The 13,839-nt window shown below is 54.7% G+C and carries 12 protein-coding genes and 1 pseudogene; 11 read left to right on the top strand and 2 right to left on the bottom strand.

Annotated features, from left to right (window positions below; genetic code table 11):
- The 3 genes and pseudogenes from BLR09_RS25690 to nuoK form a co-directional block, all read left to right on the top strand.
- Positions 1-258: pseudogene (locus BLR09_RS25690) on the top strand (hypothetical protein); the annotation flags it as partial.
- A complete protein-coding gene (locus BLR09_RS11570; RefSeq protein ID WP_093201984.1) occupies positions 255-788 on the top strand; it encodes an NADH-quinone oxidoreductase subunit J family protein in 534 nt (177 codons plus the stop codon). The pseudogene BLR09_RS25690 and the gene BLR09_RS11570, both read left to right, overlap by 4 nt.
- A complete protein-coding gene (gene nuoK / locus BLR09_RS11565) occupies positions 785-1,093 on the top strand; it encodes an NADH-quinone oxidoreductase subunit NuoK (RefSeq protein WP_093201982.1) in 309 nt (102 codons plus the stop codon). The genes BLR09_RS11570 and nuoK overlap by 4 nt, the downstream gene beginning before the upstream one ends.
- On the opposite strand, the gene BLR09_RS11560 is transcribed toward nuoK, so the two are convergent.
- Both BLR09_RS11560 and BLR09_RS11555 read right to left on the bottom strand, forming a co-directional pair.
- Entirely contained in the window at positions 1,094-1,636 is a 543-nt protein-coding gene (locus BLR09_RS11560; RefSeq protein ID WP_093201979.1) for a DUF2911 domain-containing protein, read from the bottom strand.
- 44 nt (positions 1,637-1,680) lie between these two features.
- Entirely contained in the window at positions 1,681-2,235 is a 555-nt protein-coding gene (locus tag BLR09_RS11555; RefSeq protein ID WP_245689910.1) for an acyl-CoA thioesterase, read from the bottom strand.
- 174 nt (positions 2,236-2,409) lie between these two features.
- Between BLR09_RS11555 and nuoL the strand changes: the two genes are divergently transcribed.
- From nuoL to BLR09_RS11515, 8 genes are all read left to right on the top strand, one after another.
- Entirely contained in the window at positions 2,410-4,254 is a 1,845-nt protein-coding gene (nuoL, locus tag BLR09_RS11550) for an NADH-quinone oxidoreductase subunit L (RefSeq protein WP_093201977.1), read from the top strand.
- Positions 4,255-4,264: 10 nt separating this feature from the next.
- Entirely contained in the window at positions 4,265-5,920 is a 1,656-nt protein-coding gene (locus tag BLR09_RS11545; RefSeq protein ID WP_093201974.1) for a complex I subunit 4 family protein, read from the top strand.
- Positions 5,921-5,931: 11 nt separating this feature from the next.
- Positions 5,932-7,380 (top strand): NADH-quinone oxidoreductase subunit N, encoded by a 1,449-nt coding sequence (locus BLR09_RS11540; protein ID WP_093201972.1) that lies wholly within the window; start codon positions 5,932-5,934, stop codon positions 7,378-7,380.
- 307 nt (positions 7,381-7,687) lie between these two features.
- Positions 7,688-9,598, top strand: coding sequence for an amidophosphoribosyltransferase (locus tag BLR09_RS11535; RefSeq protein WP_093201969.1), 1,911 nt, complete (start codon positions 7,688-7,690; stop codon positions 9,596-9,598).
- Positions 9,599-9,696: 98 nt separating this feature from the next.
- Positions 9,697-10,878: a carboxypeptidase-like regulatory domain-containing protein gene (locus BLR09_RS11530; protein WP_093201966.1), complete on the top strand. Its 1,182-nt coding sequence runs from the start codon at positions 9,697-9,699 to the stop codon at positions 10,876-10,878.
- Positions 10,879-11,089: 211 nt separating this feature from the next.
- Positions 11,090-11,887, top strand: a complete 798-nt coding sequence (locus BLR09_RS11525) for an MlaE family ABC transporter permease (RefSeq protein ID WP_093202863.1) — start codon at positions 11,090-11,092, stop codon at positions 11,885-11,887.
- 4 nt (positions 11,888-11,891) lie between these two features.
- Positions 11,892-12,659: an ABC transporter ATP-binding protein gene (locus BLR09_RS11520; protein WP_093201964.1), complete on the top strand. Its 768-nt coding sequence runs from the start codon at positions 11,892-11,894 to the stop codon at positions 12,657-12,659.
- On the top strand, positions 12,656-13,696 hold the full coding sequence (locus BLR09_RS11515) for an MlaD family protein (RefSeq protein ID WP_093201961.1): 1,041 nt from the start codon (positions 12,656-12,658) through the stop codon (positions 13,694-13,696). Before BLR09_RS11520 ends, BLR09_RS11515 begins: the two co-directional genes overlap by 4 nt.
- Positions 13,697-13,839: the final 143 nt, after the last annotated feature.

The following is a 13,839-nucleotide window of genomic DNA, read 5'->3' as shown; positions in this document are numbered from 1 at the left end:
GAGCCAGCTGCTCCGGAAGCAATAGCCGAAGAACCTGCAAAACCGGCCCGCCCGGCATTCAAACCGACCTTCAAAAAAGCTGTTGCTGCGGAAGAAGTGGAGCCGGCAGAAGAACCGGTTGCACCGGAAATGAAGGCTGAGGAGTCAAAAGCCGTTCCTGCGATACCGCCGGCGGAGGAAACTCCGGGGCCGGACCCCGCGCCAAAGCCGGGAGGAAAATCCTTTAAACCCGTATTCAAGCGGCCCAGCCAGTCATGATCGCCTTCGTCTTTCTCTTTTTTGTCGTATTGACGCTCGCTTCAGCTGTATTTGTACTCGTGAGCCGGAATGTCCTGTATTCGGCGTTCGGGTTGATGGTGACGTTTCTGGGGATGTCGGCCCTGTATGTGTTTGCGGGAGCGGATTTCCTCGCGATTACCCAAATCATGGTATACGTGGGTGGAATTCTGGTGCTGCTTGTTTTCGGGGTGATGCTGACGCGGAAGAAGGAGTCGAAATCGACAGGCCTGCCGAGCCGCATACTCACCGAGCACAGGCGGACATTCTGGGGTGTACTCGTAGCCGGGGCGCTTTTTGCGGTACTTTCGACGGTACTCTCCCGCGCCCGTTTTCAGCGGGTAGAAGCGGGGCATTATGAGCCGATTGCGCGGAAAACAACGATCCATGACCTCGGAACAGGACTCATGACGGACTATGTTTTTCCGTTTGAACTGGCAGGAATACTGCTGCTGATCGCGCTGATCGGCGCCGCATACCTGGCATCCACTACCAATAAAACGCAGGGATGATTCTTCCTCTTTCGTACTTTCTGCTGACGGCGGCCCTGTTATTCAGCATTGGCCTGGCGATGGTGATCGTCAAGCGCAATGCGATTGTGGTACTGATGGGGGTTGAGTTGATGCTCAACGCCGCCAACCTGAATCTGGTCGCGTTCAGCCGGTTTGACCCATCGCTGACCGGGCAGTTTTTCGGCTTGTTCGTGATCATTGTCGCCGCAGCCGAAGTATCGGTGGCATTGGCGATTGTACTACAGGTATTTCGTCATTTCAATACGGTTCAGATCGACGAAGTACAAAGCATGCAAGAAAAATAGCTACTCCAGCCTGATAGGAATATTGACCTTTGTCTGATCCCATTGCAGGATCATGTCCGTTCCTCCGGTTTGGGGAACAAAGCTGATTTCGAATAATTCGTGGATTTCCGGAACGTGTTCGCTGCTGACCTTCGTCCGGAAAACATCCTGAGCCGCATCATACTGGGTACCCCACTGCCCGGTTTCCCGGTTGATTACCACCTGCCAGTCTTCCTTGCCGGGAATGGTCCACAGCGAATACTCTCCGGCTTTCAGGGGAGTGCCGGCCAGCATAATATTCTCGTTTACAGTAATCCGCGTCGCCTCATTGGCGCCGGTCCTCCATACTTTACCGTAAGGTACCAGCGCACGTGCCGCCGAATCACCGAAGATCAGGCGGCCCTTCCGTGCCGGCTGGCAATAGTCTACCGTCACTTTCAGGCCATCATTGGCAAAGGACGCCTGCGCCTCCGGGCTGAAGCGCCGGGTGTACTGTTTGTAGGCGAATTGCGTTAAGCCTGCCGCGACGGCAAGTACGACCACAATCAGAGCTACTCTTTTCATTCAATTGTATGCAATAGTCGATAAATCGTCGGCTGTATCAGGTATTATAGCTCGCAGGCCACGACGGCCCGCTCATTCATCAGCAGGTTCAGGCTTTCGGCCACTTCCAGCGAGGTTTTAGCGTTGTCCAGCTCCGTCCGGTGGATCTTGCGCAGTTCTTTCCGCTTCATCGCTTCGAGAAAACGCCGTACCTCGTCGCGGGTTTCGAGCAGGAGGGGAGGGACGGTCGTCGGCTGGTTCGTTACTTCGTCTTTTGCTACCATCGTAAAATAGCTCGTATTCGTGTGAACCTGCTCGCCGGTTTTGATCGATTCCGCTACGACGCGTATACCTACGATCAGCGAGCTCTTTCCGACGTAATTGACCGATGCCAGCAGCGATACCAACTGCCCTACTTCAACAGGCTGCAAAAATTCCACGTTTTCCACCGCCACCGTTACCACATAGGTTCCGGCGTGCTTCGCCGCGCAGGCATACGCTACCTTATCCATGAGTGACAGGAGGATACCGCCGTGAATTTTTCCGCCGAAGTTGGCATAGCTCGGAATCATGAGTTCCGTGATGGTCGTTTGCGAAAAAGAAACAGGTTTCGGTTCCAAGCAGAAAAGGGGAATAATTTGGAAATAGACTAAATAAATAAAAATCTCAAGGATTTGTCTAGCGGATAGGTTGGTTTTACCGTCGTCCCGACGGATATTTGCCGACGAATTAACGAGGTTTACGGCAGAAAGCAGTCGAAATACTGCCTTAAATCTATTTCATTGCTTTGATTCATGCACCCCGAACTACTTCTCCGGACAATTCTGTTTTTGCCGTTCGCTGGGTTCCTGCTGCTGATACTTTCGGGGAAAAAAGTCGATAATGGAGCCGGCTGGATCGGATTGTGCTTTTCGCTGGCGGGTCTCGGTCTGACGACCTGGCTGGGTTCCGGGCCGCTGTCTTCTGTTTCCTTTGTCTGGTTTGAATTGAAGGAAGCCTTCCGTTTCGGGTTTCAGGTAGATATCCTTTCTGTCCGCATGCTGTTGCTGGTGCTTTTTGTGGCGTCACTGGTGCAGCTGTTCTCGATTGAATACATGCGGGAGGAAGACGGGCGGTACCGGTACTTTGCTTTTCTACAGCTCTTCGTCGGATCGATGCTCGGGATTGTCCTGGCGGATAACCTGCTCATTCTCTATATTTTCTGGGAACTCGTCGGCGTGAGTTCCTACCTCCTGATCGGATTCTGGTATCAGAAAAAAGAAGCGACGGCGGCTGCCAAGAAGGCATTTCTCGTCAACCGGGTAGGCGACGTAGGCCTGGCGCTCGGTATTTTCGGCGTATGGCACCGCTTTGGCTCCCTCGATTATGCTGTATTGTCTGCTGCCGCTCCGGATACGTACCTGACTGTCATAGGGTTGCTGCTGTTCTGCGGGACGATCGCCAAATCTGCTCAGTTTCCGCTGCACGTCTGGCTTCCGGATGCGATGGAAGGGCCTACTCCGGTATCGGCACTGATTCACGCGGCCACGATGGTCGCCGCAGGCGTATTTCTCCTTGCCCGTATTTTCCCGATACTGACGCCCGACGCACTGGCGGTTGTCGCCACGATCGGCGCCATGACCATGCTGATGGGAGCTGTGTATGCCCTGCGGCAAACGGATATCAAGAAAACCCTGGCTTATTCCACGGTGTCGCAACTGGGGCTGATGGTATTGGCGGTGGGTGTGGGTGCTCCGCAGGCGGCGCTTTTTCACCTGTTTACACATGCTTTCTTTAAAGCCGGTCTGTTCCTTTCGTCCGGATCGGTTATCCATAGCCTTCACCACGCCGGGCATGGCTTCGATGCGCAGGATGTACGGATCATGGGCGGTCTCCGGAAAAAACTCCCGGTGACGTTCTGGGCTTATACCATCTGCGCCGCAGCGCTGGCCGGGTTGCCGCTGACCTCCGGTTTTTTATCGAAAGATGAAATACTGCACGAGGCGTTTACGCTCACCGCACATTCCTGGAAAATCATTTTCCCTGTAACTGCGCTCGTTTCGGCCGGCCTGACAGCCTTTTACATGACCAAGCAATGGCTTCAGGTTTTCTGGGGTGAATGGCGGAATCCGATGCTGGGCTTCGCGCATGTGCACGAGTCAACCTGGCTGATCAAAACGCCGCTGGTATTGCTTGCCGGATTGTCAACGGCTTTTGTTTTTTCCCTGAATCCGCTGGGTGATCACTTTTCGCCCTGGGTAGCCGCCGGATCGGTGGCTGTAGCGGCCGCCGGCTTTGGTCTGGCCTGGGCCAGGTACCACGGCGGTGTGGTACGGAATGAAAAAGAGCTTCCGCTGCTCGATCCTTTGTATGATGTGTTTTTTGTCGCACCTGTGTTGAAAGCGGCCCGCGCGTCGGCCTGGCTGGATCGTGTTGTGATCGACAACGCGGTGATCCTCAGCGCTAAGGCGCAGGTAGTGCTGGCGCACCTGGCGGGGTGGACGGACCGGTACCTGGTCGACGGTATTCCCACCGGAATCGCCTGGCTTTCCGGGTGGATCGGGGGAATGACCCGGCGTATGCAGGGGCGTGCTGCCCAGTCCTACGTCATCGTCGCAGTACTCGGCCTGGCCGTGCTTTTAATCTGGTGGACCTGGTAAACTGACTGAAATGCCTATCCTGACGACCCTTATTTTTCTTCCTTTGCTTGGAGCGATCGGGCTGCTTTGCCTGCCGGATTCGGCCAGACCGGTTTTCCGTTGGGTGACGCTGGTTCTCTGCGCCCTGCACCTCGCGCTGAGCAGCTGGCTTTGGCTGAGTTTCGACAAGCAATTGATTGGTTATCAGTTTACAGAGACGTTCGACTGGATTACCCTCACCCTTGGGCAGTTCGGCGTTATTTCCATTGATTATGCGCTGGGAGTAGACGGGCTGAGCCTGCCGATGGTCTGGCTGACGAGTCTCGTTATGCTGGTTGGAGCGGTTTCGTCCTTCGAAATCAAAACAAAGGAAAAGGCCTATTTTTCGCTGTACCTGCTGCTGACGGGGACGGTCGTCGGTTGTTTCGTTGCCCTCGATCTGTTCCTCTTCTTCCTCTTTTTTGAGTTCATGCTGCTGCCGATGTACTTCCTCGTCGGTCTGTGGGGCGGCCCGAGGCGGGAATATGCCAGTCTGAAATTCTTCCTCTATACGCTGGCTGGCTCGGTATTTATCCTGCTGGTGATGATCGCCCTGTACCTTTCGGCGGTAGATCCGGCGGAGACGGCGCTTTCAGTCGGGCTGGTTAAGGACCGCGCCATGATCACCGATCAGGTACTCGATCAGGTACACCTCGCTATTTCCCAGCTCCAGGTCGACCCGGCTCAGCTGGTTCATACCTTCGATCTGCGCTACCTGTCTGACCCGGCGAACTATGTACCGGAGTCGCTCCTGAGTACCATGGCCGGCCATGAGATTTTCGGCATGTCGGCGAGGTTGCTGGCGTTTGCCCTGCTGTTTATCGGTTTTGCGGTAAAGCTGCCGATGGTACCCCTGCATACGTGGCTACCCGACGCCCACGTCGAAGCGCCGACGCCTATTTCAGTGGTATTGGCAGGTATTCTGCTCAAAATCGGCGGGTATGGTTTCTTCCGGATTGCCTATGAACTCTTTCCGGACGGCGCGGTGTATTTCGCTGCCTGGATCGCCGGGCTGGGTGTACTCAGTATCGTTTACGGCGCGTTCAATGCCTTGAGTCAGAATGATTTAAAACGGATGATTGCCTATTCTTCCGTTTCCCACATGGGTTTTGTATTGCTCGGCCTGGCGGCGCTGACGCCGGAGGGCGCGAACGCCGCGATCTATCAGCTGTTTTCCCACGGAATTCTTTCCCCGATGCTCTTCCTCGTCGCAGGCGTGATTTACGAACGTACGCACGACCGCAGCATCGACGGATACCGGGGGCTGGCGACGCCTATGCCCTCTTATGCGGCATGGACGGCCGTCGCGTTCTTTGCCTCCCTCGGCCTTCCCGGTTTCTCCGGTTTTATCGGGGAATTTTTCAGCCTGATGGGCGCTTTCAACTCCACCTATGTTCCGGTATGGATGGTGGTCGCGGGCGGCTTTGGGCTGGTACTCGGCGCAGGATATTTCCTCTGGACGTTCCAGCGGGTATTCCTCGGTAAAACCTGGACAATGCACGATACTTCGGTACTGACCGACCTGACCTTCCGCGAAAAGGCGATGCTGGTACCGCTCGGACTGCTTTCCCTGGCGTTCGGGATACTGCCCGGAACACTCTTTTCCATTACCGAAGGCTACGTGATGGAATTTCTCAAGAAATTCTAACCTGTTTGTAGATGCTGCAAGAGTTAACCCATATTCTCCAAAGCGTACCCGGCCTGACGCCGGAACTCTGGCTGATCGCCGCATTTGCCGGTGTGATCGCCTGGGATCTGATCGACCGCTCGGAGAAGGGAAGTGCCTTTCATGCGGTGACGGCAGGTATTTTGCTGATAACAAGCTGGCTCGTTATCCGGCAGTGGAAGGAGCTGACACCCGGTTTTTTGTTTGGCCGTATGCTGGTGATCGATGGGAAGTCATTGTATTTCAAGCTGTTTGTCCTCCTGGCCGGTTTGATCACGGTGCTGCATAGCTGGCTGACCGGGCGGAAGTGGTCGGGCGAGTTTTTTTCGGTACTGATCGGTCTGATACTCGGGCTGCTGGTACTGGCCATGGCCGCGAATCTCCTGACGGTATATCTTTCCCTGGAAATCGTTTCCATCTCCAGCTATATTCTCACGGCCTTTCGCGGTGACCGGAAAAGTGCGGAAGGGGGAATGAAGTACGTACTATTCGGATCGGTTTCGTCCGGACTGATGCTCTACGGCATGAGTCTGCTCTACGGAATCACATCGACCCTCGATTTTCTGAATCCCGCCTTCACGCGCGCACTCGTCGAAACCGATCCGCTGGTATCCGGAACGGCGGTGTTGCTGGCGATCAGCGGGTTGCTTTTCAAGATATCGGCAGTACCCCTTCACGTCTGGAATCCGGATGTATACGAAGCGGCTGAAACCCCGGTGGCTTCCTTTTTCTCTGTCGCACCCAAGGCCGTAGCTTTTCTGGTGCTGATGCGGTTTCTCAGTGTTTCGCTGGTGGATTTTCAGCCGGTGCTGGCAGTCATTTCGCTGGCGACAATCACCGTAGGTAACTTTTCCGCTCTCTGGCAAAAGGATGCCAAGCGGCTTCTGGCATATTCGTCTATTGCCCAGTCCGGTTTTGTGCTGGTCGGATTGACGGCCTTTTCTGAATTGGGGCTGCAAACGGTTATTTTCTACCTCGGGGCGTATTTGTTCGGGACGATGGGATCTTTCTATCTGGTCGACGTACTTTCTCCCGGCCGCAGCCGCAACGACTTTACGATCTCCGGTTTCGACGGATTGGGACGAAACCAGCCCCTCGCCGGCGTGATGCTGACGATAGCTTTACTTTCCCTCGTCGGTATTCCCATGACAGTCGGGTTTACGGCGAAGCTCTTTCTCTTCAGCTCGCTGTGGGACGGGTACCAGTTATCCCACTCGGGGTTGTTTCTGACCTTGTTTGTATTCGGGTTGTTCAACACGGCGGTGTCGCTGGCCGTCTACGTCCGGATTCCGTTTGCCCTGTTTTTCCGGCCGGAGCGGGCGGAAGGGCAGGGCATACGGCTGTCTCCCGCGCAATTGCTGCTCGGCGCGATTCTGACTGTTCCGGTGGTGCTGCTTTTCCTGCGGTCAGACTGGTTGTTCAACTGGATAAGCCGGCTGTAACAAACTTTCCGAAGTATAGTATTTTCATTGACCTGACGAATCGTCTGTATTTGGCCTGAAAATTAAAATTTTATTCTGTTTGATATCGGATAATGGGCTTCCGGCGGGTGTTTCTTTGGTCGCCTGATAGCCATTCCGGACCGTATTTTGAAGGGAAAGAAAGGGAATAGTATAATTCCAAGTTCGATTCGGACGTTGAACAGGGTATGAATTTTTTATGAAGTTTTGTTGAACCTTTACGGGCCGAAAGTTGTAATTTCGGTTCATCGAACTTACTTCTTAAGCGAGCAGTCAAAACGACATTTCCATGTCCGACGAAATCAAGCACGAGTGTGGTATCGCACTTCTCCGCCTTCGCAAACCGCTCCAATACTACATTGACAAATACGGCACACCGCTTTATGCCGTAAACAAAATGGCCCTGCTGATGAATAAGCAGGCCAATCGTGGTCAGGACGGCGCGGGGATCGCGAATATCAAACTCCATGTTCCTCCGGGAAACCGCTACATCAGCCGGTACCGCTCGGTCGAATCCAAACCCATCGAAGACATCTTCGAGAAGGTCAACAAAAAATTCCGCAAGGCAGAGAAGGAAGATCCGAAGCAGTTCAAAAATGCGGAGTGGCTCCAGCAGCATTACGGGTTTACGGGTGAAGTCTGGATGGGACACCTCCGGTACGGTACACACGGCAAAAACGAAATCGAAAACTGCCACCCTTTCCTGCGGCAGAATAACTGGAAGAGCCGGAACCTGGTAGTAGCCGGTAACTTCAACATGACGAACGTCGACAGTCTCTTCGACAAGCTCGTCTCCCTCGGTCAGCACCCCAAAGACAAGGTCGATACCGTCACCGTGATGGAAAAAATCGGCCACTTCCTGGACGAAGAAGTACAGCGGCAATTCGACCACTTCAAGCCGCTCTTCCCGGAAGACAACAAGCAACTTTCCACCCTCATTGAAGGCAATATCGACCTCGGCCGCGTGCTGCAACGCTCCTGCCGGGATTTCGATGGCGGCTACACCATGTGTGGAATGACCGGTACCGGCGCTGCGTTTGTGGCCCGCGACCCGGCTGGCATCCGCCCGGCTTACTACTATGCCGACGACGAAGTAATCGTCGTCGCATCCGAAAAGCCGGCGATCAAGATGTCGTTCAATTGCGACTACTCCGATATCGAAGAAATCAAACCCGGCCACGCGATGGTCATCGACGTGTCGGGTGAATACCGCCAGGAAGAATTCCTCGAGCCTCTGCCGAAGAAGTCCTGCTCGTTCGAGCGGATTTACTTCTCCCGGGCCTCCGATCCGGATATCTACCACGAGCGGAAGAAGCTGGGCAAACTGGTACTGCCCCAGATTCTGAAGGAAATCGACAACGATCTCGCCAATACCGTTTTCAGCTACATCCCGAATACCGCCGAAACGGCATTTTTCGGTCTGGTAGAAGGGCTGGACGAATACCTGGTCAAGGAGCGCAAGCGCCACATCCGGGAAGGGCTGCTGTTTGAGGAGGACCTCGAGCGACTGCTTTCATTCCGCCCGCGTACCGAAAAGCTGATCTCGAAAGACGTGAAGCTGCGGACGTTCATCACCGATGACGCGCACCGCGACGAAATGGTATCCAACGTGTACGAAACGACGTTCGGCGTTGTGAAGGAGCATCAGGATACCATCGTGCTGATCGATGACTCCATTGTACGGGGCACTACCCTCGAGCGGTCCATTCTCCGGATGCTCGACCGGCTGTCTCCCAAAAAGATCGTCATCGTCAGCTCCGCTCCGCAAATCCGCTATCCCGACTGCTACGGCATCGATATGTCGAAGATGAAGGATTTCGTGGCGTTCCGTGCCGTGCTCAAGCTCCTCGAAGAGAACAACCGCGAAGAGCTGCTCGATGAAACCTTCGCCAAGTGCAAGGATGCGCTGGAGAACGATTTTGCCCACCAGCAAAACTTCGTCAAAGCCCTGTATGAGCCGTTTACGGATGAACAGATCTCCCGGAAAATCGCCGAGATCGTGACGCCGAAAAACTGCCAGGCAGAAATCTCCGTCATTTACCAGACGGTAGACGGCCTGCATACTGCCTGCCCGGGTCATTCGGGCGACTGGTACTTCACCGGCGACTACCCGACGCCGGGTGGCAACAAGGTGGTAAACCAGGCGTTTGTCAACTACATGGTCGGAAAAGGCAACGAGCGCGCTTACGGGGCGTTCTGAGGTCTTCCCGAAACGATATAGCCGGCCGGTCGCAAGACCGGCCGGCTTTTTTGTGCTTCTGTTACGAAAAAGCTGTAGTATTACGAAAATTTCGGAATATGCATAAGATCCTTTTTCTGACAGGTATGGGCATCCTGCTGGCCTGGGTTTCGTTCGGGCAGACGGTTCGCGGGCGGGTGGAAGATGAGAAGACGGGGAAACCTGTTCCGTTTGTTTCCGTATACGTCAATAACACAACAATCGGCGCTCTGACGGATGAAAAAGGTGCGTTTTCGCTTCAGGTAAAACCCGGCCGGCATGAGCTCGTCGTTTCGTCGGTGGGCTATGAGCCGCTGATCTATGCGTTGGAAGGTACGCCGCCGGGCGCGCTGGTTTTCCGGCTGCGGCAGAAGGAAACCGTCCTGGCAACCGTCTCGGTCAAAGCCAAACGCGATGCGTCCTGGTATGAAAACCTGCGCCTTTTTAAAGACCATTTTCTCGGGAGAAGCAAGTTTGCTACGTCCTGCCGCATCCGTAATGAAAACAAGCTGGTAATCTTTTTCGACGCGGAAAAAGGCGTGCTGCAGGTGAAGTGCGACGAACCCCTGGAAATCGAAAACCCCGAACTGGGCTATACCATTGTTTACCTGCTGACCGAGTTTCAGGCCGATTTACGCGGCGGCTATACCTCTTTTCTGGGTTATCCGAATTTCCGGCCGATGACCGGCGGAAAAGCAAAACAGCGCCGCTGGGCACGCCGCCGGGAGGAAGCCTACCGGGGCTCGGCCATGCATTTTGTCCGCGCCCTGCGCCAGCGCCGCCTCGAGCAGGAAGGTTTTAACCTGCGCCGGCTGCTGCGCATCCCGAATCCGAACCGGCCGACGGAAGCCGAGCTGCAGGCCGTACGGGACCGGATCCGGGCCGGGAATATTCTCCGTCCGGACGACCGCGACCAGCAACTGCTCTCCAAGGCCAGCCTCCCGAAAATCATTGAAAAACTTGATACCGCCCGCGTATCCTATGATACTTACCTGGTAGCCGGGCCGGAATACCGCCTGGCGTTTGAAGGATACTTCCAGGTGGTATTCACCGGAGAAAAGGAAGAAGAAGCCTATGTCGCGGCGCAGAGTATGTTCCGGCGCCGGCAGCCGACTTTCCAGACTTCCGTCATTTCCCTGCGTAATCCCGTGATACTGGAAGAAAACGGCGCGTTTTTCGAGCCGCTGGATGTACTCTTTGAAGGGTACTGGGGTTGGGAAAAAATGGGAGATATGCTACCGCTTGACTACGGCCTCCGCTGACCCCCGCGCCGCTCCGTTGATCCTGTTTTTAGCCGGAATGCTTTCGCCCGGCCCGAGGATGCTGTATCTTCGGCCGATTGTTTTCGGGTACGGTTTTTTATCCGACCGGATCAGGATCCGAAACAAATGGCCTCCGCGGCGGTTTCATTCAGTAGAAACCCCGCGATCACAGCGGAGGAAACGCCTGTCACAGTCAATAGTAGTCAAGCGAATGAATGAACAAAAAGGTCCGGAGAAGCCGGTTTTAACCCGCCGGCTCGATCGCTTCTTTCTGGAAATGTATGCCGTTTCGGCATTTGTAGGCCGGATTTTCAAAGAAGCGTTTCTTCCTCCGTACGAATTCCGGGAAATCGTCAAGCAATGCTTTGAGGTAGGATACAAATCCCTGCCGCTGATTTCCCTGACCGGTTTTATTACCGGGATTGTCTTCACGAACCAGTCCAGGCCCTCTCTGTCCGAATTCGGCGCTACTTCCTGGCTGCCGGCGCTCATCGCCATTGCCATTGTGCGGGCGCTCGCGCCGCTGGTTACGGCCCTGATCGCCGCCGGTAAAGTAGGGTCCAATATCGGCGCGGAACTCGGTTCCATGAAAGTAACCGAGCAGATCGACGCGATGGAGGTATCGGCTACCAACCCGTTCAAGTTTCTGGTGGTGAGCCGCGTCTTTGCGACGACATTTATGATTCCGATCCTGATGATCTATACTGTGGCGGTAGCCCTGATGGGCGCGTATATCAACGTTCACCAGAACGAGGCTACCAGCTTTCAGACCTATATCACGCAGGTATTCAACGCCATTACCTTCCTGGATGTATTTTCCTCGGTGATCAAGTCGTTCGTGTTCGGCTTTACGATCGGAGCGGTAGGCTGTTACAAGGGCTACCATTCGTCGAAAGGAACGGAGGGAGTTGGCAAGGCGGCGAATACCGCTGTGGTGACGTCGATGTTTTTGATTTTTATTGAAGAACTGATCGCCCTGCAGATCGTTTCGGCCCTACGGCCCTCGTAATGCAATGAAGAAATCGATCAACCACGATAAGCTCATCATTTCGATCCGGAACCTGAAAAAGGCCTTCGGTGACCTGGAAGTACTCCGGGGCGTCGATCTGGATGTCTACCAGGGCGAAAACCTGGTCGTACTCGGTCGGTCGGGTACCGGCAAATCGGTTCTCATCAAGATTATTTCAGGACTGCTGACGGCCGACGAAGGCAGCGTGAAAGTACTCGGGCAGGAAGTAGGGGAACTATCGCCGCGTGAGCTCGCGGAGCTTCGTCTCAAAATCGGCTTCTCCTTTCAAAACAGCGCGTTGTACGACAGTATGACGGTGCGGGAAAACCTTGAGTTTCCCCTTGTCCGGAACGTCCGGAACCTTTCCCGGGCAGATATCAACCGGGAAGTGGAGGAAGCGCTGGAGGACGTCGGGTTGGCGCATACCATCAACCAGATGCCGTCGGAGCTCTCGGGCGGGCAACGGAAGCGGATCGGCATCGCCCGGACGCTGATCCTGAAGCCGGAAATCATGCTTTACGACGAACCGACCGCCGGCCTCGATCCGATTACCTCCGGCGAGATCAACAACCTCATCAACCAGGTACAGGTACAGCACAATACCACTTCCATCATCATTACTCATGACCTGACCTGCGCGAAAAGTACGGGCGACCGCATCGCCATGCTGCTCGACGGGCAGTTTCAGCGTCAGGGCTCATTTGCCGAAGTATTCGACTCTCAGGATGAGCGGGTTAAAAGTTTCTACGATTATAATTTTATAGACGGATGAACGAAAACAAACGGTCTGTTCAGGTAGGCATATTCATCTTTCTCGGCATTGTCATTTTCATCGTCGGGGTACTGTTTCTGGGCGGACAGCAGAAACGGTTTATCAAAAGCATTGAGGTCGCGGCGGTCTTTGACGACGTCGGCGGGCTCAAGGTGGGCAATAACGTCTGGTTTTCCGGCGTGAAGATCGGCACCGTCAGGGCGATTCACTTCTACGGCAAGTCCCAGGTGGAAGTATCGATGAATATTGAAAAAGAAGCCCAGCAGTACATCCACAAGGACGCCGAAGCGGCGATCAGTTCCGAAGGATTTATCGGGAATAAAATCGTGGTCATCGGCGGCGGAAGTCCCCAGATCGCAACTGTGGAAGACGGCGATATTCTCCGCGCCAAAACAGTCCTCGGTACCGATCAGATCATGGAAACGCTGCAGGAAAACAACAAGAACCTGTTGAAAATCACGACGGATTTCAAGGGACTGGTTTCCAAAATAGCCCGCGGAAAAGGCACGGTAGGCGCGGTACTGACCGATTCATTGCTGGCGGAGGAATTCCGGGCGACAGTCATGCACCTGCAAAAAGCGGCCCAGAATGCCGAGCGGCTTTCGGGTTCCCTTTCATCCTACGCCGGTAAACTTCAGACCAAGGGTACGCTGGCCAACGAACTGGTAACGGATACATCGGTATTTGCCGGGATCCGCAGCTCCGTCGCCCAACTGAAAAAGACGGCCACCACCGCTCAGGAAATCGCCGGAAAAGCTTCCGAAGCCGTCAGTAAAGCCAATGCCGCCTCGAACAATTTTGCCGCCGCCAGCGAGAAGCTGACGCGCTCGGACAACGCCATCGGCACCCTGCTGAACGATCCCCAGGCGGCTGCCGATCTGAAGACGACCCTCAAATACCTCGGCACCAGCAGCAAGAAGCTCGACGAAGACCTGGAGGCCGCGCAGCATAATTTCCTCCTCCGCGGTTTCTTCAAAAAGAAGGCAAAGCGGGAGGCCAAAGCAGCCAAAGATTCGCTGGAACAGAAGACGCCCTAGTTCGTCCCATTTTCGGTGGGTTTCAACCCATTCGTCCCACAGGCACTGGAAAAAGGAGCAGTTTTGGAGCATCAATCTGACGCCCATGAAACTGCTCCTTTTCATTTGCCTGCTTTTGCTGCTCTGGCTGGGAGCCAACCAGC

Origin of the sequence: Siphonobacter aquaeclarae (assembly GCF_900103285.1) — a bacterium.
Classification (GTDB): domain Bacteria; phylum Bacteroidota; class Bacteroidia; order Cytophagales; family Spirosomataceae; genus Siphonobacter; species Siphonobacter aquaeclarae.
The sequence above is the reverse complement of the archived record's forward strand: the minus strand, read 5'-3'. Positions and strand labels throughout refer to the sequence as shown.

Coding starts and splice junctions, on each gene's coding strand:
- BLR09_RS11540 (WP_093201972.1), top strand. CDS start 5,932: ATGCTGCAAGAGTTAACCCATATTCTCCAAAGCGTACCCGGCCTGACG.
- BLR09_RS11570 (WP_093201984.1), top strand. CDS start 255: ATGATCGCCTTCGTCTTTCTCTTTTTTGTCGTATTGACGCTCGCTTCA.
- BLR09_RS11515 (WP_093201961.1), top strand. CDS start 12,656: ATGAACGAAAACAAACGGTCTGTTCAGGTAGGCATATTCATCTTTCTC.
- BLR09_RS11545 (WP_093201974.1), top strand. CDS start 4,265: ATGCCTATCCTGACGACCCTTATTTTTCTTCCTTTGCTTGGAGCGATC.
- BLR09_RS11535 (WP_093201969.1), top strand. CDS start 7,688: ATGTCCGACGAAATCAAGCACGAGTGTGGTATCGCACTTCTCCGCCTT.
- BLR09_RS11520 (WP_093201964.1), top strand. CDS start 11,892: ATGAAGAAATCGATCAACCACGATAAGCTCATCATTTCGATCCGGAAC.
- nuoK (WP_093201982.1), top strand. CDS start 785: ATGATTCTTCCTCTTTCGTACTTTCTGCTGACGGCGGCCCTGTTATTC.
- nuoL (WP_093201977.1), top strand. CDS start 2,410: ATGCACCCCGAACTACTTCTCCGGACAATTCTGTTTTTGCCGTTCGCT.
- BLR09_RS11560 (WP_093201979.1), bottom strand. CDS start 1,636: ATGAAAAGAGTAGCTCTGATTGTGGTCGTACTTGCCGTCGCGGCAGGC.
- BLR09_RS11525 (WP_093202863.1), top strand. CDS start 11,090: ATGAATGAACAAAAAGGTCCGGAGAAGCCGGTTTTAACCCGCCGGCTC.
- BLR09_RS11530 (WP_093201966.1), top strand. CDS start 9,697: ATGCATAAGATCCTTTTTCTGACAGGTATGGGCATCCTGCTGGCCTGG.